At 70.1% G+C, this 22,164-nt stretch carries 14 protein-coding genes; 4 read left to right on the top strand and 10 right to left on the bottom strand.

The window, feature by feature from the left end:
* Window positions 1-106 precede the first annotated feature (106 nt).
* A complete protein-coding gene (locus ACFRKB_RS21285) occupies window positions 107-6,763 on the top strand; it encodes an SDR family NAD(P)-dependent oxidoreductase (RefSeq protein WP_383107769.1) in 6,657 nt (2,218 codons plus the stop codon).
* Window positions 6,764-6,865: 102 nt separating this feature from the next.
* On the opposite strand, the gene ACFRKB_RS21280 is transcribed toward ACFRKB_RS21285, so the two are convergent.
* The 8 genes from ACFRKB_RS21280 to ACFRKB_RS21245 form a co-directional block, all read right to left on the bottom strand.
* Window positions 6,866-8,086 (bottom strand): glycoside hydrolase 5 family protein, encoded by a 1,221-nt coding sequence (locus ACFRKB_RS21280; protein ID WP_383107767.1) that lies wholly within the window; start codon window positions 8,084-8,086, stop codon window positions 6,866-6,868.
* Window positions 8,087-8,129: 43 nt separating this feature from the next.
* Window positions 8,130-9,755 (bottom strand): FAD-dependent oxidoreductase, encoded by a 1,626-nt coding sequence (locus ACFRKB_RS21275; RefSeq protein WP_383107765.1) that lies wholly within the window; start codon window positions 9,753-9,755, stop codon window positions 8,130-8,132.
* Entirely contained in the window at window positions 9,752-11,587 is a 1,836-nt protein-coding gene (locus tag ACFRKB_RS21270; protein WP_383107764.1) for a right-handed parallel beta-helix repeat-containing protein, read from the bottom strand. The genes ACFRKB_RS21275 and ACFRKB_RS21270 overlap by 4 nt, the downstream gene beginning before the upstream one ends.
* 85 nt (window positions 11,588-11,672) lie before the next feature.
* Window positions 11,673-12,566 (bottom strand): NAD-dependent epimerase/dehydratase family protein, encoded by an 894-nt coding sequence (locus tag ACFRKB_RS21265; protein WP_383107902.1) that lies wholly within the window; start codon window positions 12,564-12,566, stop codon window positions 11,673-11,675.
* A gap of 8 nt (window positions 12,567-12,574) precedes the next feature.
* Entirely contained in the window at window positions 12,575-13,870 is a 1,296-nt protein-coding gene (locus tag ACFRKB_RS21260; RefSeq protein WP_383107762.1) for an enolase C-terminal domain-like protein, read from the bottom strand.
* Window positions 13,871-14,005: 135 nt separating this feature from the next.
* On the bottom strand, window positions 14,006-14,953 hold the full coding sequence (locus tag ACFRKB_RS21255) for a carbohydrate ABC transporter permease (RefSeq protein WP_383107760.1): 948 nt from the start codon (window positions 14,951-14,953) through the stop codon (window positions 14,006-14,008).
* Window positions 14,950-15,909: a carbohydrate ABC transporter permease gene (locus ACFRKB_RS21250; RefSeq protein WP_383107759.1), complete on the bottom strand. Its 960-nt coding sequence runs from the start codon at window positions 15,907-15,909 to the stop codon at window positions 14,950-14,952. The genes ACFRKB_RS21255 and ACFRKB_RS21250 overlap by 4 nt, the downstream gene beginning before the upstream one ends.
* Window positions 15,906-17,282: an ABC transporter substrate-binding protein gene (locus ACFRKB_RS21245; RefSeq protein WP_383107757.1), complete on the bottom strand. Its 1,377-nt coding sequence runs from the start codon at window positions 17,280-17,282 to the stop codon at window positions 15,906-15,908. Before ACFRKB_RS21245 ends, ACFRKB_RS21250 begins: the two co-directional genes overlap by 4 nt.
* Before the next feature lie 144 nt (window positions 17,283-17,426).
* On the opposite strand from ACFRKB_RS21245, the gene ACFRKB_RS21240 reads away from it, so the two are divergent.
* Window positions 17,427-18,443: a LacI family DNA-binding transcriptional regulator gene (locus ACFRKB_RS21240; RefSeq protein WP_383107756.1), complete on the top strand. Its 1,017-nt coding sequence runs from the start codon at window positions 17,427-17,429 to the stop codon at window positions 18,441-18,443.
* Window positions 18,444-18,636: 193 nt separating this feature from the next.
* A complete protein-coding gene (locus ACFRKB_RS21235) occupies window positions 18,637-19,143 on the top strand; it encodes a hypothetical protein (protein ID WP_383107754.1) in 507 nt (168 codons plus the stop codon).
* Between the two features lie 51 nt (window positions 19,144-19,194).
* Here the strand turns inward: ACFRKB_RS21235 and ACFRKB_RS21230 are convergent, their stop codons facing one another.
* Complete coding sequence (locus ACFRKB_RS21230) at window positions 19,195-20,523, bottom strand: aspartate aminotransferase family protein (protein ID WP_383107752.1); 1,329 nt, start codon at window positions 20,521-20,523, stop codon at window positions 19,195-19,197.
* An 87-nt stretch (window positions 20,524-20,610) separates the two neighbouring features.
* Between ACFRKB_RS21230 and ACFRKB_RS21225 the strand changes: the two genes are divergently transcribed.
* A complete protein-coding gene (locus ACFRKB_RS21225; RefSeq protein ID WP_383107751.1) occupies window positions 20,611-21,519 on the top strand; it encodes a LysR family transcriptional regulator in 909 nt (302 codons plus the stop codon).
* Window positions 21,520-21,589: 70 nt separating this feature from the next.
* Here ACFRKB_RS21225 and ACFRKB_RS21220 read toward each other — a convergent pair whose 3' ends face one another.
* Entirely contained in the window at window positions 21,590-22,132 is a 543-nt protein-coding gene (locus ACFRKB_RS21220; RefSeq protein ID WP_383107749.1) for an SMI1/KNR4 family protein, read from the bottom strand.
* Window positions 22,133-22,164: the final 32 nt, after the last annotated feature.

Raw genomic sequence — 22,164 nt, 5'->3', positions numbered from 1 at the left:
AGGCTATTTGAGGCAAAATCCGGGCCTGGGGGCATTGCCGACGCGGTCGGCGGTGTGCCGGAGAATGGGGTGATGACCGCGCCCCGCGTTCGGGAAGGATCCTTTGGTGTCATTCGTCCGGGAAGAGTTGATCAGGCCGTTAGTGGTGTCGCTGTCCGGGCACGCGACCGACCGGCGGGCTTTCACGGACAGCCGGCGCACCGTGACGTACGGGGATCTGCTCTCCGTCAGCGGTGCGCTCGCCATGGGGCTCGGGGCGGGGCGCGGTGACCGGGTACTGATTCATATCGGCAGTCGCGTCGACTTCGCCGAGTACTGCCTGGCGGTGCTGCGGTCGGGCGCGGTCGGCGTGCCGGTGAGCGTGCGCTCGACCGAGGCGGAACTCTCCTACTACGTCGATGACTCCGGCGCGACGTTGTTCATCACCGAAGCCCGGCACGCGGCGATAGCGCGGCGGCTGTGCGAGGGACGGCCGCGGCTGCGCGTGTTGATCGTCGAGGACGGGCCGGTCGCCGTGGCGGGTTCGCCGGCCGACGACCTCGGCCTGGACGAACCGGCCTGGCTGCTCTACTCCTCGGGCACGACGGGTCCGCAGAAGGGAGTGCTGACCACGCAGCGCGCGATGCTGTGGTCGGCGGCCGCGTGTTACGGCCCGATGCTCGGGCTGTCCGAACAGGACACGATCCTCTGGCCGTTGCCGCTGCACCACTGTTACGGGATGTCGCTGGCGTTCGTCGGGACGGTGGCGATCGGCGCGCACACCCGGATCGCCGACGGCGACCTGGCCCCGTTGTTCGCCGAGTATCCCGGGTGCGTCCTCGCCGGTGTGCCGGCCACCTATCTTCAGCTCCGGCACGAAACGCGGAGCGTGGCCACTCCGCCCCGGCTGAGCGTCACGGCGGGCGCGCCCTGCACCGAGGCGACGCGCGCCGCGGTCATGGATCTGTTCGGCACCCCGCTGCTGGACTGCTACGGAGCCACCGAGACCAGTGGCAAGATTGCCGTCCAACTGCCGGGCGAGACCGGCCTGACGCCCGTGCACGGAGTCGAGATCCGCATCGCGGACGGGGAGATCCTCGTACGCACCCCAGGACTCATGTCGGGGTACCACGGCCGGCCCGCCACCTCGGTTGACGACGGCTGGTACCGGACCGGCGACGCGGGCCGGATCGACGACGGCCGGCTCACCGTCGCCGGCCGGATCGACGATGTGATCGTCTGCGGCGGCCAGAATGTGCACCCGCTGGAAGTGGAAGCCGTGATCGCGGAAGCGCCGGGGGTGCGCGATGTGCTGGTCGTCGGCCGGCCCGACGACCTGGTCGGCGAGATCCCGGTGGCGTTCGTCGTACCGGAAGCGGATGGCTTCGATCCCGAGGAGCTGCGCCGGCTGTGCCTGCGCCGGCTTTCGGTGTTCAAAGTGCCGGTGGAATTCCGGCGGGTCGACGCGCTACCCCGTACGTCCTCGGGGAAACCCCTGCGCAAGGCCATGGCGGAGCGGATCGCGGACCCGGCCGAGCCGAGCCCGGCGGCGCTGGAAGAGCTGGTACGCGGCGAAACCGCCGCCCTGTGCGGCGGCGGGGAAAGCGACGGAAACGGGGAACGCGACGGCAACGGGGAACGCGGCGGCGTCGCGGAGAGCGGCGGCCGATGGCGCGATCGTGCGTTCACGGAGCTGGGCCTGTCGTCGCTGGGCGGCGTGCAGTTGCGGCACAGGATCGCCGCGCTGACCGGCATCGCCCTGCCGCATTCGCTCATCTACGACTTCCCCACCCCCGGCGACCTGATCGGCGAGCTGACACGGATCCGGGCCACCGGGGCGGCGTCCGTCTCCGCGGCGTCCGCCTCCGCCGCGACCGTACCCGTACCCGTACCCGCCTCCGAGCCGTCGGCCGGGCGGCGGCCCGCGCCCGAGCCGATCGCCATCGTGGCGATGGCGTGCCGGTATCCGGGTGGTGTCCGGTCGCCGGAGGATCTGTGGCAGCTGGTCTCCGACGGTGTCGACGCGACCGGCGACTTCCCGGCCGACCGGGGCTGGGACCTGAGCGGAATGTACGACCCCGATCCGGACCGGATCGGCGGCTCCACCACCCGGCGCGGCGGCTTTCTCCACGACGCGGCCGAGTTCGACGCCGGGATGTTCCGGGTCTCACCGCGCGAGGCGCTCGCCACCGACCCGCAGCAGCGGCTGCTGCTGGAGACCTCGTGGGAGCTGTTCGAACGCGCGGGTATCGATGCCACGACGCTGCGCGGCAGTGCCACAGGTGTGTTCATCGGCGTGATGAACGAGGATTACGCGAGCCGGTTCGACACACATGAGCTGGAGGGGCGGCTGGGCATCGGGTCGTCGCACGCCCTCGCGTCCGGGCGGATCTCCTACACATTCGGGCTCACCGGTCCCGCCGTCACGGTCGACACGGCGTGCTCGTCGTCCTTGGTCGCCCTGCACTGGGCGGCGAAGGCACTCCGTACGGGTGAGTGCGACCTCGCGCTGGCCGGTGGCGCGACGGTGATGGCGACGCCGAGGACGTTCCTGGCGTTCAGCAGACAGCGGGGCCTGTCGCCGGACGGCCGCTGCCGGTCGTACGCGGCGGACGCCGACGGAACGGCCTGGTCGGAGGGGGCCGGGACGGTACTGCTGGAACGGCTCAGTGACGCCCGTCGGCACGGGCACCCGGTACTGGCGGTACTGCGGGGTTCGGCGGTGAACTCCGACGGGGCGTCCAATGGGCTCACCGCACCCAGCGGACCTGCGCAGCGCGCGCTGATCACCTCGGCGCTCGCGGACGCCGGCCTGTCCGCCGGGGACGTCGACGCGGTCGAAGGGCACGGGACGGCGACACCGCTGGGCGACCCGGTCGAGGCGGCGGCCCTGCTCGCGACCTACGGCCAGGGCCGGGAGCGGGACCGGCCGTTGTGGCTCGGCTCGGTGAAGTCCAACCTCGGGCACACCCAGGCGGCGGCCGGTCTGGCCGGCGTGGTCAAGATGGTCGAGGCGATACGGCACGGGCGGCTGCCGCGCTCGCTGCACGCGGACACCCCGAGCCCGCGTGTCGACTGGTCGGCCGGTGAGGTGTCGCTCCTCGCGACGGCCCGGCCATGGCCCGAGACCGGCCGGCCACGGCGTGCGGGCGTGTCCTCGTTCGGGATCGGCGGCACCAACGCGCATGTGATCATCGAGGAGGCTCCGCCCGCGGACCCGGTCACGCGGGGCGGGTTCCCCGCCGCGCCATGGCTGCTCAGTGCCGCCGACGGCACCGCGCTGCGTGCCGTCGCGACCGCGCTGCTGGAGGCGCCCGACGATCTCGATGTCGGCTACACGCTGGCGGTGGGCCGGGCGCCCCTCGACCACCGGGCCATGGTCGCCGCGGGCGACCGGGCGGCCCTGCGCGCGCTGGCCTGCGGCGAACGCGAGGGGGCGACCGCGCCCGCCGACGCGCGCGTCGCCTACCTGTTCAGCGGTCAGGGCGCGCAGCGAGCCGGCATGGGCAGGGGGCTGGCCCGGCGGTTTCCCGTGTTCGCCGAGGCTTTCGACCGAGCCTGCCAGGCGCTCGGCGGGCAGGCGCTCGGCGGCCAGGTCCGCGAGGCCGCTTTCACCGGTGCGGCACTGGATCGCACCGACCGCGCGCAGCCGGCCCTGTTCGCGTTCGAGGTCGCGCTCTGCCGGCTGCTGGAGTCCTGGGGCGTACGGCCGGACGTGGTCGTCGGACACTCGGTCGGTGAGATCGCCGCCGCGCATGTCGCCGGTGTGCTGTCGCTGGAGGACGCCGCGACGCTCGTCGCCGCCCGCGGGCGGCTGATGGCGGAACTGCCGGCCGGTGGCGTCATGATCGCGGTGGCGGCCACCGAGGCCGAGGTCGCACCGCTGGTGGCCGAAGTCGCCGACCGTGTGTCGATCGCGGCGGTCAACGGCACGCATTCCGTCGTGGTGTCCGGGGAAGAGGCCGCGACGACCGCCATCGGCCGCCGGTTCCGCCGCGCCACCCGGCTGCGCGTCAGCCACGCGTTCCACTCGCCCCTGATGGAGCCGGTGCTCGACAGGTTCCGCGCGGTCGCCGAGAGTCTCGTCTACCACCGCCCGGGGATGCCAGTGGTCTCCGGGCTGACCGGGGGACCCTCCGACGCGATGGACTCGGCCGAGTACTGGGTGCGGCACGCGAGGCACACCGTACGGTTCTCCGACGCGCTGTCCGCCCTCGTCGGGTCCGGTGTGACGACCTGTCTTGAAGTCGGCCCCGACGCCGTGCTCAGCCGCGCGGCGGCGGCCGTGCTGCCCGCACTCCCGGCCTCGTCCAGTCCGGCGCGCTCCGGACAGGACGAGGCCGGGACGCTGCTGAGCGCGGTCGGCGCCCTGCACACGGCCGGGATCTCCGTCGACTGGCGATCCGTGTACGCGGGCAGCGGCGCCCGGCTGTTCCCGCTGCCCACCTATCCCTTCCAGCGCAGGCGTTACTGGCTCGATCCGCCGCGGCCCGCAACCGGCGGCCCCGGTCACGCGCTGCTCGGTCCCGCCCTCGTCGCACCCGATTCACCCCGGATCGTGCACGGCGGCTCGATCGGCGTCCGGGCCCACGGATGGCTGGCGGACCACGCCGTCGGCGACTCGGCCGTGGTACCGGCGAGCGTGTTCGTCGAGATCGCGTTGCAGGCCGGGGCGGCGGCCGGCGTCGATGAGCTGACGATCGAGGCCCCGCTGCGGCTGACGGCCGAAGACGTCCAGCTCCAGGTGGTCGTCGACGGACAGCGGATCGACATCTACGCCAGGCGGCGACCGTCCGACCCGTGGACACGGCACGCGTCGGGCCGGCTGCGGGCCGTGCGCGGTCCGGCTCCTGAGCGGTACGGGGCCGAGTGGCCACCCGCCGGCGCCGAGCGGATCGAGTTGGCGGACCGTTACGACGCCTTCGGTTACGGTCCGGCGTTCCGCGCGGTGACCGCCCTGTGGCGCCGGGGCGACGAGGTGTTCGCCGAGGTCGGTCTTCCTGACGGCGTGGACGGCAGGTTCGGGCTGCATCCCGTGCTGCTGGACGCGGCCGTGCACGCGGCGGCGCTGGCGGAGGGCCCGGCCGGCGGGGCGCGGGTGCCCTTCGTATGGAACGGTGTCGAGCTGCACGCTCCGGGCCGGGGGACCGCGCGAATCCGGTGTGTGCGCACCGCGTCCGACACCATCGGCGTCGATGTCTTCGATCACGCCGGCGAGCCGGTCGCGACGGTGGCATCGATGTTCACCAGGCCGATGGCGCCGCAGGACACCATGCTGTTCCGGCCACGATGGATTCCGGTGCAGGCCGTGCCGGCCGTGCGGACCGTACCGGCCACCGGCGAGACGACGTTCGTCGAGATCGTCGACGACGGAGGTGACAGAGGTGACGGGGGTGCCGGGGGTGACAGGGGCGAAGGCACGGGCGACGTGGGCGCCGGCATCCGTCTGCTGACGACCCGTGCCCTGGCTGCCCTGCACGACTGGCAGGGCAGTTCCGGCCGCCTCGTCGTCGTCACCAGGAACGCCACCACCTCCGATCCGGACCTCGCGTCCGCGGCCGTCTACGGCCTGGCGAGCGCCGCCGCCGCCGAACACCCGGAACGGATCGCTCTGGTCGACCTGGACGCCGATCTGCCGCTGAGCCGCGTACGGGAACTCGTGGGCGGCAGCCTTGAGCCGCAGCTCGCCATCCGCAACGGTGTACCGCACGCGCTGCGGATCACACCGGCGGCGCCGAGCGACACCCGCCCGATCGACCCGGCCGGGACCGTGCTGATCACCGGCGGAACCGGCGCGCTCGGTGCCCTGACGGCCCGGCACCTGGTCCACGAGCACGGCATCCGGCATCTCCTGCTGGTGAGCCGGCGCGGCCCGGCGGCGCCGGACGCGGAGCGTGTGCGGAAGGAACTGTCCGAGCTGGGTGCCGCCGTGCGCATCGTCGCCGGTGACGTGGCCGACCGTACCGGGGTGGAGAAGTTGATCGCGGAGTGCGACCCGCCGTTGACCGCGGTGGTGCATACGGCGGCCGTGCTCGACGACGGTGTGCTCGGCGCCCAGACGCCGACGCGTATGGACACCGTGCTGCGGCCGAAAGCCGACGCGGCCTGGGTGCTGCACGAGGCCACCCGGCACCTTCCGCTGTCGGCGTTCGTGCTCTTCTCCTCTGTCGCGGGCCTCTTCGGCAAGGCCGGACAGGCCAACTACGGCGCGGCCAACCGGTTCCTGGACGCCCTGGCGTGCCATCGCCGTGCGCTCGGTCTGCCGGCGGTGTCGCTGGCGTGGGGGTTGTGGGAACTGGGCAACGGTCTCGGCGACCAGATCTCCGACCTCGCCCGGCGCCGCATCAACGTGTCCGGCATCGCCGGTCTCGACGCGAAACAGGGGCTCGCGCTGTTCGACGCCGCCATCGGCTCGGCCGAACCGGTCCTGGTGCCGGTCCGGTTGGACCCGGACGCGTCGGTCCTGCCGCCGATCGTCGGCGGCCCGGTGCGCGAGCACCAGCCGCCGGCCCGGCGGAGCTGGCCCGCGCGGATGTCGAAGCCGGAGCTGCGCGCGCTGTTGAACGGCGAACTCTCCGCCGTACTCGGCCGGCCGGACCCGGCCGGGTTTCCCGGCGACAAGCCGTTCGTCGAACTCGGCTTCGACTCGCTGGCGGTGATCGAGGTCCGTACCCGGCTCAACCGGCTCACCGGGCTCGACCTCCCGGCGAGTCTGCTGTTCGACAAGCCGACGGCCGACGCGCTCGCCGATCATCTGTACGGCGAACTGTCCCGCCCGGCGTAAGGGATGCGTGGACCGGCCGCCAGGCCCCACCGACTGGACCTGGCGGCCGGACCTGGCGCGCGTGCCTCTGCAGGCGACGAACCGGTCCATCGGAAGCCGCGACTACATCTCGATGATTTTCGTGATGCCGCGGTCGTCGAGGTGCCCGGGGTCATCGCGGCGGCCGGCCCGGACGATCGCGGGGTGCGTGCCCTGGTCGATCAGGGAGAAGAAGCGCTCGGCGAAGGCCCAGTCGGGGGCGCGGGTGCCGTCGAGGAGGAGGGCGGTACCACGGGGGGCGGGTACCGGCGGGTGGTCGCGAAGACGGGCGATGAGGTCGGCGAGGCGCTGCCCGGCGGGTTTGGGCAGATTGGCGGTGGTGAGGAGGCCGAGGTCGTACTCAAGGTCGGCGAACCCGGTGAGGCTCCGGTCGATGTCGTGGGAGGCCCACCAGGTGATGCCCCATAACTGGTCGCAGGTCAGGGCGGCGGTGGTGAATGCCTCGGTGAAGTCCGGGATGGTTTCCGCGGGGATCCATTGGGGTGCCGCGCCGTACTCCTGCAGCCAGACAGGCCGACGGGCTTCGGACTGGTGTGCTTTGGCGAGTTCGAGGAGATATTCGCCGAGGTGGTGGGTGGCGGTGGCCGGGTGGCCGTAGCGCTTCAGCGCTCCGGTGAATTCGATCCAGGCGTGGACGGGGGTCGCGTTGCCGGTGCGGGCCAGGACGTCGCGGCTGAAGGGTGCGGAATCGGTGAGCCACGGCGCGTGGTCGAACCCGGCGACGTGCATGCGACCCGGTGCGACGGTCGCGCAGTGGTCGAGCAGACGCTGGGTCCAGGCGTCTCCTTGGTCCCTCGTGATGTCGTTGCCCGGGTACTGGCACAGCACATTCGGTTCGTTGGCGATGTCGAACCCAAGGAACCGGGGGTGCGTGGCGATACGTTCGGCGATGGCCGCCAGCAGGTCGAGCTGAGCGGAGACGGCCCGCGGATCGACGAACATGTTGACGCTCTCGTGCTGCCAGGCGGGGCGGAAGTGGAAGCCACTGAGCCAGCCGTTGAGGACGGTGACGCTGACGTCCAGGCGGCATCCGTCCGCGAGGTCCATGAGCTCCTGGAGGCGGTCGAGTGCCGACGTGCTGATGTGCCCCGGATTCGGCTGGAAGACCGGCCAGAGACAGTGGATGCGAATGTGGTCCATGCCCAGCTCGGCGATGGCCCGCAGATCGGCTGCGACGGCGGACGGCTCCCAGTCCAGCCAGCTGTACCACCATCCCTGTGACGGAACGTAGTTGACGCCGAATCTTGGTGTGGGAGCGGCGGTGGCGCGGATTACCTCTTCCATGACGCGTCGTCTCCTCGAAGGTCCGGGATGTGGGGCGCGAGCCTCACTGCCGCGCGGTTCTGACGTGCTCGGGCCAGCCGAGCTGAAAGCCCAGCACTCCGGTCAGTACGTGCTGGAAGGCTTCCAGGCACGCCGGATCGTTGCGGACCTTCCGGGGGACGGTTCCGGTGTTGAGGCAGTGCGCGGCCAGCGCCCCGGCGGCCTCACCGATGTTCCACTCCACCGGATGGAGCCGGTAACAGCCGTTCGTGATGTGTGTGGTTCCGATGTTCTTGTTGGCCGGCAACAGATTCTCCACACGCCGCGGAATCAGCGCGCCCAGGGGGATCTGGAACGGGTAGTCGGCGATGTCGATGTACGAATGGGGGCCGTCCGGGCCTCCGGTGCTCGGGTGCAGGTCGATGCGGTACGAGCCGACGCCGACGGAGTCGGGAAAGATCTCCGACCCGACGGGGAGCCCCGCCTGTGCACGTGCCTCGACCCCCACATGTTGCTCCAGGACCGTGAACTCGGCCTGGATACGGCGTGATTCACGAATGTAGGGGCGCATGGCGAGCCCATCGCCGGTGCCCAGGACGTCGCCGCGCGGCCGCAGACCCGGATAGCCTGTGCCGCCGTCCAGTCGTGGCGCTTCGGTCTGCATCCAGTACAGGAAGGACAGACTGTGCTGTCGGGAGGCGGCCAGGTGGCGCTGCCGGGTCTGCTCGTCCACGCCGGTCAGCGGACCGGCCATGTAGTCGATCTGTGGCCAGTTGACCAGGGAGATGTCGCTCCTGTAGCGGCCGGGTTCGTAGTGCGCGGCGCTGAAGACGCGGCGGTAGTTCCAACGGTCCGGAGCGGGGTGGCCGCGCGGCGAGTCCTCGTGCTCGAAGACCGCCTGATGCCGTGGTGCGAGCGTTCGCGGATGCACGTCCTGCCAGGACAGCAGCGGGCCCGGCCAGCAGGCCGGCCGGTAGTCGCGCCAGAAGGCGTAGTCGATGGGGCGGTCGATGGTGAAATCGCCGTCCGGGTGGTAGTCCATGGCGAAGCACCAGGTGAAGGACTGCTGGTCCAGCGGGTTGGCCGGGCCGTCCGGCGCGTGTAGTTCTCCCGTCTCGTCGCGGCTCTCCGCTCCGGTGACGTGCTCGATGCCCGCGAGTTCCAGCACGTCACCCAGTTCCGTGGCGTCCAGGACGTACGGAGCGCTCACGGTCGATTCGTCGCCGGACACCTTGGACCGCAGGGTGACAGCACTCACCCGGTCGCCGTCGGTGTGTACGGCCACCGGTTCGTGCTGTTCCACCACCCTGAGCTGGGCGTCGGCCCGGTAGGGGGCGAGCAGTTCCTCGATGGCGATGACGCCGACGCGCGGCTCGTGGCAGACGGCGCTGACCGCACCCCCGCCAGGATTCAGCAGCGGTGCGGTGCGGGCGTCCTCGTTGAGGTCGTAGTTGCGCCGGTAGAACTCGCGAATGTTCTGCCGTAGCCGCCGGTAGCTGCGGGTGGCACCTTGCTGCTCGATCCACGGGTGCTCGTCAGGCGGCACGGCCTGGGAGGTGATCTGGCCGCCGAGCCACGGCGATTCCTCCGTCAGCACGACGCGACGGCCGAGCCGGACGGCGGCGAGCGCGGCGGCGACACCGCCGAGGCCGCCGCCGACCACGAGGACATCGGTTTCCTGCACCGTCATGGGCGACCTCCGGTCGGCAGAGCGTGAAGAGCCCGCGCCGCGGACTGCGGGCCGGCGCCCAGGAAGTAGGGCGGGAAGACCGGGGCGGGCCAGGCGCCGCAGTACGGCGTGCCGCTGATCCCGGAGTTGCCGCCGCCGTCGGTGAGGGCGAACGCGCTGCCCTGGCAGTTGTAGACCGGGGAGGGAGCGCCGACGCCGTTCGCCTTGACGTTGGTGACCTTCGCGGAACCCGGTGTTTGTACCTGAAGGGCGAACGTGCCGGTTCCCTCGATGGTGACGTCGGTGAGGTTCACATTGCTGACGGTGCCCTCGACCCACTGCACCGCCTCGTACGGGCTCTGCTGGATCAGTGTGTCGCTGACGTTGATGGGTCCGGCTATCGCGCCTTCGCTGCCGTCGAACCATAGCGAGCCGATGCCGAACTGCCAGGTCGGTGAGAGATTGCCGTTACGGATCAGGGTGTTGCGGGAGATCGTGGTGGTGCCGACCGGTGTGGAGTCGTACCGCTGGCCGACATGGATGCCGCCGCCCCCGGCGAAGCCGGTGTCCCGCACCAGGTTGTCGCTGACGGTGTTGTCGTGGCCGCCGTAGACGGCGATGCCGTTGGCGAGGGTCTGCATTCCCACGGTGTTGCGGGAGATGGTGTTGTAGGCGTCGGCACCCTTGCCCGCGTGGGACCAGGCGGCGATGCCGTCGTCACCGGTATTGCGGATGTCGCTGTCGGTGAAGACTGAATGGGTCACCCCGCCGTGGAAGTTGGCGCCGTCGGCGGTCACGTTCCGAATGCGCAGCCGGCTGAAGGTCAGGTTGTCGAGGGGACCGTCCATCCAGGCCCCGACCTTCATGTGCTCGATCCACACGCGTTCCACCGTGGAGTCGCTCATCGTGCCGCCGATGCCGTTGACCTGATCGGCGTCGTCGCGCTCCTGGACATCGCCGAAGATCGCGAAGTCCCGCAGGTGCACGTCGGTGCTCGCCGAGGGCGCGTAGTTTCCGTAGAAGCCGGGCGCGCTGCCCGTGACCTTCGAGTACCACATTCCGGCGCCCGCGATCGTGACGTCGTCGACGGCGATGTGGCCCGGGATCTTGTACGTGCCGGGCGGTATCCATACGGTGCCGCCGGGTCCGGCCGCGCTGATCGCGGCCTTGAACGAGCTGGTGGAGTCGTTCGCACCGGAGGCGTCAGCCCCCTTGCTGGTGACCGACACCGAGCCGGCGGGCTGTGACCGGGCGGCGTCGACCTTCTCGAAGTCGGCGAAGTCGATGGTGTAGGAGGCGGCGGCGCCGGGCGTGTCGGCGACCTGCAGCGTGAAGGTGGTGCCGGCCGGATAGGTCGTGGAGAACAGCCGGTGCGCCTCGTCGTAGAAGTGGTGCGGCCTGGTGCCCGGCGTGTTGGTGAACGGATAGGCGCCGTAGTACCAGCTGTAGGCGTTGGTCAGCGTGAAGTCGGGCTGCTTGACGCCGTTGATGTACAGCGACAGCGGGGCGGTGTAGACCGAACCGTCCGGGGTGTCGGGGATGCTGTAGCGGAAGACCATCGAGTTGGTGGCCACCGGTGTGGTGAACGTGACGTACCTGCCGCTGCCCCGGAGCGTCACGGCCTTCCGGTACGACGCTTCGGCCGCCAGTTCTGCCGGGGTGTAACTCGGCCCGATCACGGTGCCGTTGGTGGCCGATCGCTCCGCCTGCACCTCGCTGTAGGGCAGATCCGCGCCGCTGCCGCCGACGGCCGTGCCGGAGGCGGCGGTCGCGGACGGAGCGGTCGGGTCGAGCACGCCGCCCAGGACGAGCAGGGCGCTGACACCGGCCGTGGCAACCGCTTTTCTCAGCATTCTCAGAGATCTGATGGGTGAATTCACTTGGTGCTCCTTTCGGTGCGGGGTGCGGGGTGCGGGATGCCGGGCCCGTGTCCGGCCGTCAGCCGGCGGCCGGGCCGAGCGGACGCTCTTCCAGCCCGGTCATCGCCCGCGCGGTGAAGCCGAGCAGCCGGGTCGCCGCCGTGGTATCGATGGGGGTCTGCCGACCGGGAATGGGCCGGCGTAGCGGGGTGTCGGGGTGGTAGGCGGCGATCAACTCCTCGGTGGAGTAGGGGGCGAGGGTGTCCGGTGCCGCGGTGAACACGGTGTGGAAGCCGCGCAGCGGCACCGTGACGGCCCGCCAGGCGGCTTCGGCCGCGTCGTCGACGTCGAGGTAGGCCCAGGAGTCGGCAGCTGTCGCGCCGGGGTCGGCGAGGGTCGCGGCCAGCCGTGCGGACAGTCGTGTCTCGTTGGAGACGAAGGGGTAGCGAATGGCGACGATGTCCATGCCGTGGCGGCGGCTCATCATCTGGGCCGTGGCCTCGTCGGCCTGTTTCGACAGCGCGTACGGGTCGGTGATCTCCAGCGGGATCTCTTCGTCGATCGGGTAGTACGCGGGGTGCAGCCGGGTGGTGGCCCAGGCGATGCCGAGAATCGAGTAACTGCTGGCGATCATCGCCCGGTTGACACCGGCCCGACCGGCCTCTTCCAGTACGACGAAGGTGGCGCGGGTGTTGCCGCCGAACACCTCCAGCGGAGTGCCGTGTCGCGGCGAGGGCAGCGCCGCGAGGTGAATGACGGCGTCCACGCCGGCCAGTGCCTCGCGCACGGTCACCGGGTCACCGGCGTCTCCGGTGACCACCCGGTCCACCGACAGGTCACCGGGGTCGTCGAGCACGAGCGCGGTGGCCCTGACCCCGTGGGAACGAAGCAATCCGGTAGCGGCGCGCCCGATCAGCCCGGCAGCACCGGTGACCAGCACCCGTCTCGGCCGATGGGCCTCGCCGCTCGTCATCCGGCGCGTCACGGCGCCTCGAGTCCGCCGTCGGGGCGACGCACGCGTGCCGCCCATGCCTCGTGCAGAAACCTCGTCGGGGGATACTGCGCCGCCGCCTTCTCGTCCAGTTCCACGCCCCAGCCGGGCTTCTCGGACGGAGTGAGGTGGCCGTCCTTCACCACGGGAGTGCCGGAGAAGATCTCGTGCGTGGCGTCGTTGTACTCGTGCGACTCCTGGAAACCGAACGCGGGAGTGGAGATGTCGACAGCGAGGTTCGCTGCCACTCCCACCGGGGAGATGTCGCCGGGTGAGTGGAACGCGGTCCGTACGCCGCAGAGTTCGGCCAGTGCGACGAGCTTGCGGGTCGGGGTCAGCCCGCCCACCGAGGAGGTGTGCAACCGCAGCAGGTCCACACCGCCGTCCTTGATCAGCCGGGCCGCATCGGTCACCGAGCCGATCTGCTCGCCCACCGCGATGGGCACCGGGGAAGCGGCGCGGACCTCCGGCAGCCGGTCGTAGTGCTCGGGTGCGATGACGTCCTCCAAGAACGACAGCCCGTACGGCTCCAGCGCACGGGCCAGGACCACCGCCTGTTTCGGGGTGAGCCGGCTGTGCACGTCGTGCATGAGATTGATCTCCTGCCCCAGCCGCTGCCGGGCGCCGGCGAAGAGCGCGGGGGTGGTACGCACATAGCGCTCGACGTCCCAGCCGTCGGGGTGCGGTGAGCGCGGGTAGCCTCCGGGAGCGCCCGGAGCGCCGTATGTCCCCACGCCCGGCTGGCCCGTCTGCAGTCGTACGTTCCGGTAGCCGCGGGCGATGAGCTCTTCGGCCCGGTCGAGGGTGGCCTCGATCGTGGGAGCCGCGGCGTGGCTGTAGACCTCGATCGCCGCCCGGGTGCGTCCGCCGAGCAGTTCGTACACCGGCAGTCCGGCGCGCTTGCCGGCGAGGTCCCACAACGCCTGGTCGATGCCGGAGAGCGCGTTGTTGAGCACCGGTCCGTTGCGCCAGTAGGACGAGTAGTGCACCAGTCTGGTGATGTCCTCGATGTCGGCGGGGTGCCGGCCGATCACGAGCGGTGCCATGTGCCGCTCAACGGCGGCGACCACCGCCTCATAGCGCTGGGTGAAGGTGGCGCAGCCGAGTCCGTGGAGCCCGTCGTCCGATGTGTCCACGCGCACGACCACCAGAGGCATGCCCTCCGGTGCTGTGACGATCGCCCGCACTCCGGTGACGCGCAGGCTGTCGCGGTGCGTCCATGGAGGGCTGGCCTGCGGAAGAGAGCCCGTGGCGTCGAGGAGGCGGTCCGGGTGGTGCCCAGTCATGTTTCTCCGCGTTCTGTGAGGTGCGATTCCGGCGCGGGCGGGAGCCCGTCCGGACTGTTCGAGCGCGGGCCGTGACGTCCGTGTCGTCCTCGGTCCGCATGCCGTGCGCGAGACACCTGGGCGGGTCCCTGGTGCTCAGCCCTTCGAGCCGGTCTCGCCGCCGACTCCGGCGACCACCTGTCGCTGGAAGACGACGAACAGCAGGAGTGGTGGCACGCTCGCCAGGAAGAGACCGGCGATGAGCAGTCCTTGGTCGGATGTCTTGGCGATGACGGGCAGAGCGACCGAGATGGGCTGCTTCTGTGGGTCGGTGAGTGCGATCAGCGGCCAGATGAACTCCTTCCACGACGCGACGAGGGTGAAGAGCGACACCACCGCCAGAACAGGCCGGGACATCGGCAGCACTATTCGGCACAGCAGGGTGAGTGGGCCCGCGCCGTCGACCCGTGCCGCCTCGTACAGTTCGGCGGGGATACCGTCGAAGAAGCGCTTCACGAGCAGCACGTTGAAGGCGTTGGCACCGGCGGGCAGCCAGATCGCCCAGAACGAGTCGATGAGGTTGACGCCCAGCAGCGGCATGTTCTGCACGGTGAGGTAGAGCGGAACCAGGCTTACGGTCGCCGGGACCAGCAAGGTGGCCAGCACCAGCGCGTACACGACCTTGCCGTAGCGGGGCTTGAGCACGGACAGTGCGAAGCCGGCGCTGGTCGACACGATCAGCTGCGCGATCAGACAGCCGAGGGCGAGGAGGACGCTGTTGAGCAGGTAACGGCCGATCTCCAGGTCGGTCAGGGCAGCGGCCAGGTTGCCGAATCGAGTCCGGGAGGGCCAGAGCGACAACGGGTACGACACGATGTCACTCGCCGGGGAGACAGCCGCCTTCAGCATCCAGAAGACCGGCCCGGCACAGAAGAGCACCAGAAGTGCCAGGACGGCGGCCTCGGTGGCGCGCAGTCCGATCCGCACCGCGGGCCGTCGCCGGTCGTGCGGAGAGATCAGCCGGCTCACCGGCTCGGCGTCTGTGCGGCGGTGAGCCGTACTCGCGGGCGCCGGGCTCTTGCCGGCTTCGGTGATCAGGCTCATGAGCTGCTCCAGCGGCGGGTGGACCAGAGGTACAGAGCGGACAGCAGTGACAGTGCCACCGCCAGCAGCAGCGACATGGCACTCGCGGCGCCGTAGTCGCCGTCGACGAAGGCGTAGCGGTAGACGAGGAGGAGCACGGTGACGGTGGCGTTCTCCGGGCCGCCGTCCGTCATCAGGTACGGCTCGGCGAACACCTGCAGCGTCCCGATGAGCTGCAGCAGCAACAACAGCAGGACGGTACCCCGGAGTTGGGGCAGAGTGATGTGCCAGACGCGGCGCCAGACGAGGGCCCCATCGGTCTCGGCTGCCTCGTACAGCTCCGGCGGGACGCGGGTGATCGCTGCCAGATAGATCAGCGTGGCCGAGCCCATGCCGGCCCAGGTCGATTCCAGCACCAGGCTGAACATGGCCGAGCGCGTCGACTGCAACCATGGGTAGGGGCCCAGGCCGGCCAGCCCCAGGACCTGGTTGAACAGGCCGTGGTCCGGCTCGTAGAACATCTGCCACAGCAGGACGCCCACCACCGGGGGCAGCATCACCGGCAGGTACACCAGGTACCGGTACAGACCCGCGAGGCGACGCAGCGTCGACATGTGCACGGCGAGCAGCAGGGGCAGCGGGAAACCGATGACCAGGGCGAGCCCGGCGAACAGCAGGGTGTTCCTGACGGCCGTGGTCAGCAGCGGATCTTCGATGATGCGGTGGAAGTTGCGCAGGCCGACCCACTGTGCCGGATCGACGAGATTGGTCTGCTGGAAGGACAGTTCAAGTCCCTTGACCACCGGCCACCAGGCGAAGTAACCGAAGCAGAACAACGCGGGGAGCAGGAACGCCAGTGCCACCAGGTCGTTGCGCAGCCGCCGTCGCGCTGTGCGGGGCGGGTCCTGCTCCATGGCGGCGTCCGCTCCGCGGACCGTCCTGCCGCGCGGGGGCGTCCGCACGTCCAGGGAGCTCACTGCCCACGCTCCAGCTCCGACGACACCTGCCTCGCGGCCTTTTCCAGGAGTGCGGCCGGGTCGGCGTCCTCCTTGGTGAGCACCGCCTGGACGACCGGGTCGAGTGCGGCGTAGATCTTCTGCGCGGCCACCGGCGGCTCGGTCAGCAGCTTCAGCCTGGGGTTGTTGTCGGTGTAGGGCCGGAAGTTGCTCAGCGGTACGTTCACGTACGGTTTGCGCGCCTCGTTGACCTTCTGCCGCACGGTCTCGGAGAAGGCGGCCACGCTGGGCACCCCGATGAGGATCTCGGGGTCGGCGGAGGTCATCCGGTCGCGCTTCACCGCCTCCTTGGGGTCGTAGTGAGCCTTCACGTACTCCGCCAGGATCCACTTGACGGCGGCCGACGTCTGAGCCGTGGTGGCCCTGGCGCTGACCATGACGACCGTGCCGCCCAGCTGTGTGGCATTGCCGCCGTCCTGCGGCATGGCGGCAATGCCGAAGTCCTTCAGCCGGCCACCGTACTGCTGCACCACCGGGCCCACCGCGTTCGGACCGTCGATGAACATGCCCGCCTCGCCGGCGGCGAAGCGGCGCTGGACGTCCATCTGGCTCTGGAGCTGGTTGCCACCCATGGAGTTGTCGACGAAACGCATGTCGTGGAGCAACTGGAGGGCGTTCCTGGTCGGTTCCCCGGTGAAGGCGGCGACGTACTTGTCTCCCCGCTTCTCCTCCATCGTGCCCCCGCGGGAGTAGGTGTACGACGTCAGGTGCCAGCCACCGGTGTTGTTGGTGGTCGTCTCGGCGTAGCCGACCTTTCCCGTCCTGTCATGGATGGCCTTCGCGGCCTGACGCACCTCCTCCCACGTCGTGGGCGGCTGGTCGGGGTCAAGACCGGCCTTGGTGAAGAGCGCCCGGTTGTAGACCAGCCCCATGCTGTAGGCCGCGCCGGGCGCGGTGAGGCCGTACACCTTCCCGGCCGCGTCCTTGGTGGGCGCCAGCAGCTTCTGGTTGTACTCGCTGTACTGCGGCCAGGACGTGAGCTCGGAGGTGATGTCCTTGACCTGACGGCGGGTGATCAGACCCTGCGGTTCGGTGAGTGGCACCGTGATCACGGTCTCCGCGGAACCGCCGGCCAGTTTCGCGGCGAAGGTCCGCGGGTCCCATGTGCTGTCCGTGGCCTGGACCGTGATGGCCGGGTTCGCCTTCTCGAACGCGGCGACCCTGGCCTGGAAGGCCTTCCGGCTCGCCGTGTCACTCTTCGGCGGCAGGCCCTGCACCGTGATGCTCACCTTGCCACTGGCACTGCCTTCGCCGGATGAGCAAGCCGCCAGTGAGCCGGTGAGTGCGGCGGCCACCACAAGGCCGACGGCCCTGGAGACAGATCTGCGGTACATCAGCGCGCTCCTGCCGATAGCATGGATGCAAAAGGTTTTGTACGCGGATGACACACGACGGTGCCACGGTGTTCACGAGGGAGTCAATAACCGTGCGTCAGCTGTTGGGGTACCCTCCGGGGCCGAAGGGGAGACGGAGGCAGAGTGACCGGGTCTGACACTCGCGGGCACGTCAATATCACCGATGTGGCACGCGAGGCCGGCGTCAGTATCACGACGGTCTCCCATGTCTTCTCCGGCCGTCGCCACGTGGCGGAGAAGACACGCGAGCACGTCCTGAACATCGTGCGTGAACTGGGCTACGAGCCGAATCAGGTGGCCCGGAGTTTGCGTACGCGGCGTTCGCACACGCTCGCGCTGATCATTCCGGACATCACCAACCCCTTCTACACGTCACTCGCCCGCGGCCTGCAGGACGTGGGAGCCGCCGCCGGCTACCAGGTGATCGTCTGCAACACGGACGGCGACCCGCGAAGTGAGCAGGCCGCGCTCAAACAGATGATCACGCGTCGCGTCGACGGCATTGGTTTCGCCGGTTACTTCAACCATGTCCGCGATGTCGCCCCGGTGCTGGCCAGCGGCATCCCTGTGGTGCTGGTCGGCGTGGGTACCCCGGGCCCGGGGGTGGATGTGCTCTCCACCGACGACATCGCGGCGGGTGAACTCGCGACCCGCCATTTGCTCGACCGCGGGCACCGCAGGATCGGCTTCATCACCGGACCCGAGCGGGAAGGCCCGCCGGCGGACCGAGTCGCGGGGTACCGCAAAGCGTTGTCAGAAGCGCACGTTCGTTTCCGCACGATCTATGTGGCGCGTACCCGATTCAGCAGGGACGGCGGGGCCGAGGCCATGGGCCGGCTGCTTGAGCTCTCGCACCCGCCGGAAGCCGTCATCTGCACCAACGACATGGTGGCCATCGGCGCACTGGACACGGCCCGGTCCCACGGCTTGCGTGTTCCGGATGACGTGGCGGTGATGGGCTTCGACGACATCGAGGCCGCGGCGCTCATATCGCCCTCCCTCACCACGGTGTCGGTGCGACCACGGGAGCAGGGGCAAGGTATCGGCCGGCTGTTGCTCCAGCGGCTGGAGGATCCAGCGGCTCAACCACCGCAGCGGGTGCTGTACGACCCGGCGGTCATGGCGCGGGAGAGCGCGTAGGGCGGGGCAGCGCGTCGGTTGCGTCGGACAACGACAACGGGCGCTTCGCTATGCTCGGCCGGGCGGAACCGTTCATGGTGAGCGGATCACTCACCCGAGTCGTCACATGGAACGCGGGAACGGGGAGACGTGGGAAGCAGCACGGTGGTGACCAATGGCCCGCGGTGACGTCCGTCGGACACGCGGGGGAGCCATGCTGGTCGCGGCACTGGCACTGGCACTGATCACCGGCTGTGGCGGCGGTGCGGCAGACACGGCGAGTGTCCGGAGCCCCGCGGGGTCCTCGGCCCGCTCGCCGGAGACGGCGGAGCCGGCGGCGACGATCGAGCGGGACAAGGAGCCGGTTCTCGAACGATTCCCGGAGTTCGGGGACATCACCGCCGTCGAATGGGTCACGAAGGTCCTCGGGAGGCCGTCGGAGATGCCCGGACCCACGGACTTCCGTGTCTCCGGCGTGGCCCAACTGGCCGACGCTGATGCCGAGCGGCTCCAGCAGGAGTACGACTGGGTGCCGGCCGAGGAGGCTCCTGCCACCCTGGCGGGGATCTCCTCCAGGGTGCCCGAGGGGGTGGCCTGGGAGGTGAGCAAGGGATTCACCTCCCAGGTGACGGGAGGAACGTTCGAAGCGACGTTCTTCCTCGATCCCGAGGCCGGGGTCATGGTGTTCGACGCCGTGAATCCGTCGGTCGCCCATTCCTGAGCAGTGCCGTTGTACTGCTTGGCCGACAGCCGCACGTCAGTGGAGTCACTGTCAGCGGACGGCGCAGGCGTCGCCGATCGCCTCGTCCAGAATCGACAGGCCGAGCGAGAGCTCGTCCTCGGTGGCGGTCAGCGGCGGTGCGATCCGGAAGACGCCGCCCATGCCGGGGAGTTGGACGATGTTCATGTGCAGGCCGAGTCGCAGACAGCGCCGGGTGACCCGCGCGCCCAGCTCGTCCGAACTCTGCTTCGTCTCCCGGTCGACGACGAGTTCGAGCCCGGCCAGCAGGCCCCGGCCGCGGATGTCGCCGACGACCTCATGGCGCCCGGCGATATCCGCCAGACCCTGGCGCAGGAACGCCCCGAGCGATCGCGCCCGCTCATCGAGCCTGTCGCCGGTCAGGACGTCGAGGACGGTGTTGCCGACCGCCGCCACCAGCGGGTCGGCGACATGCGTGGTGAAGAACAGGAACCCGCGCTCGTACGCCTCCTGCTCGATCTCGGCGCTGGTGACCACGGCCGCGAGGGGCAGCCCCGCACCCAGTGTCTTGGAGAGCGTGAGGATGTCGGGGACGACGCCATCGCGCTCGAACGCGTACCAGGTCCCGGTGCGGCACAGTCCGGTCTGGGCCTCGTCGAGGATCAGCAGCATGCCGCGTTCCCGGCACTTGTCCCGCAGCGCCGCGAAATACCCGGCCGGCGGCTCGATGACGCCGCCCGAGCTGAGGATCGGCTCGACCAGGCACGCGGCCAGACTGCCGGTCGACTGGGCGTCGATCAGGTCGAAGGCGAAGTCCAGCTGGCGGCGCCAGTCCAGTGAGCCGTCGGCCGTGGTGAAGTCGGGCCGGTACACGTTCGGCACGGGGATGGCGAAGTTGCCCGGCGCGCCCGGACCGTACCCCTTGCGCCCCGTGCTGTAGGTGGCGGACGCGGCGGCCTGCGTCATCCCGTGCCAGGACCGCGCGAACGAGACGATCTCGTGCTTGCCGGTGACGAGCTTGGCCATCCGGATCGCGGCTTCGTTGGACTCGGCCCCGGTCGTGAGCAGCAGCGCCTTCTCCAGCGGCGCGGGCAACGTGTCGGCGAGCCGCCGTGCGAGGTCGACCACCGGACGGCTGAGCATGCCGCTGTAGAGATGGTCGAGGGTCGCGACCTGCCGCTGGACGGTGGCGACGATCTCCGGGTGTGAGTGGCCGAGGATCGCGCTCATCTGGCCGGAGGTGAAGTCGAGGATCTTCCGGCCGTCGGCGGTATACAGGAAACTGCCGGCGGCGCGGTCGATGATCTCCCGGGTGAACTCGCCGCCGTAGCGGACGAGGTGCCTCTCGGCATCGGCCCAGAAGGTGTCGGTGGACGACGGGGAGGTCGTGGAAGCAGCCATGTCTGTGACGGTAAGTCGCCCTTGCGTCACCCGTCCATCTCACCATTCCGGCTGTCCTGTTCGGTGAAACCGCACAAGGATGGGGGCATGATGAACCCCTGGAGGCTCCGGCTGCTGAGCCAGCTGGACACACTGGGCACCGTACGGGCGGTCGCCCAGGCCGCCAACCTGAGCCCGTCGAGTGTGTCCCAGCAGCTCGCCGTGCTCGAAGCCGAGACGCGCACACAGCTCCTCGTACGAACGGGCCGCCGGGTGCGGCTGACCTCGGCCGGACTGATCCTCGCGCGCCGGGCACGGGCCATCCTCGATCACATGGACAGCGTCGAGACGGAGCTGCGCGGGTTCGGCGATGAACCGGCCGGGCTGGTACGGCTGGGGGCGTTCCAGAGCGCGATCCACTCCACGGCCGTGCCGGCGGTGACCCGGCTGGTGCGCGAGCATCCGCACCTGGAGATCGAGCTGCTTGAGCTGGAGCCGCACGAGAGCGTGCCCGCGCTGCGGGTCGGCGACGCGGACATCGTCATCACGACCACGGACTTCGACGAACTGCCGTTGGGGCCGGACCTCGACCTCGTACCGCTGGCCGAGGACCCGATCCTGCTGGTGCTTCCGTCCGGGCATCCGGCGGCGGGACGTGGCGCCGCGGAGCTCTCGGCCTACGCGGACGAGCCGTGGGCGTTCGACGTGCCACAGTCGTACATGGCGAATCTCGCCCAACGGCTGTGCCGTCAGTCGGGGTTCGAGCCCCGGGTGGTGTGCCGGTTCAGCAACTACATGATGACCCTGCAGCACGTCGAGGCCGGGCTGTCGATCGCACTGCTGCCGGGCCTGGCGGTCGACCGCCGTTACCACGTCGCCACCAGGGAACTGGCGACCCCCGTGACCCGCACCATCACGGCGGCGATCCGCCGCGGCTCACCACCCCGCGCGTCGGTGCGCGCCGTACTGGACGCGCTGCGCCACCCTCCGGACCTACCGCTTCCAGGACGTGAGTGACGGAGCGAGCGGAAGGCCCGGACCGTGACCGGTCCAGGCCTCCGTACGCGCTGGGCTCACTGCCGGGGCGTCAGCCCCGTGGCTGGAACGTCACCTCGCTCACGTTCCAGAGGAATTCGCCGCCCAGTGGGTTCTCCGGCCATGCGGCACGGAAGTTCCGGACGAGGAATTCCACCATCCCGCAGTCGTAGCGGCTCCACAGCGAGTCGTTGCGCTGGTAGACCACCACCGGCCACTTGGCGGGATCGTCGTCCGACGCGTCCCAGCACAGCATGTCCGCGGTGGCGTCGACCCCCCAGGTGATCAGCACCGGAGAAGTGCCCTCCAGCTCGGGTGTCTTCTCCTCCGTCTCCCAGTCGGCCTCGGCGTTCGCCGACTCGATCACCATGCCGTCCCGCGGTGCCTGTTCCAGCGGCACCTTGGGCTCCGGCCTGCCGATCGACAGGTAGTTCCGCACCGCGCCGGCGCCGTAGACCTCCATGAAGCGCTGGTAGTCGGACGGGAACGGCTTGCCCCACGACGTGGTGAGGGCGGTCCAGTCGACCGTCGTGCCCCCGTCCGCCGGCGGCGGCATGAGCCGTCGCAGGGCATCCAGGTCGGTCGGCTCACTCATCGGTACCTCGCTCTGTGTCCATTCGATCCTCG

Origin of the sequence: Streptomyces scopuliridis (genome assembly GCF_042790125.1) — a bacterium.
Taxonomy (GTDB): Bacteria; Actinomycetota; Actinomycetes; order Streptomycetales; family Streptomycetaceae; genus Streptomyces; species Streptomyces scopuliridis_A.
Note: the sequence above shows the minus strand (reverse complement) of the source record. Positions and strands in the feature narration are given on the sequence as shown.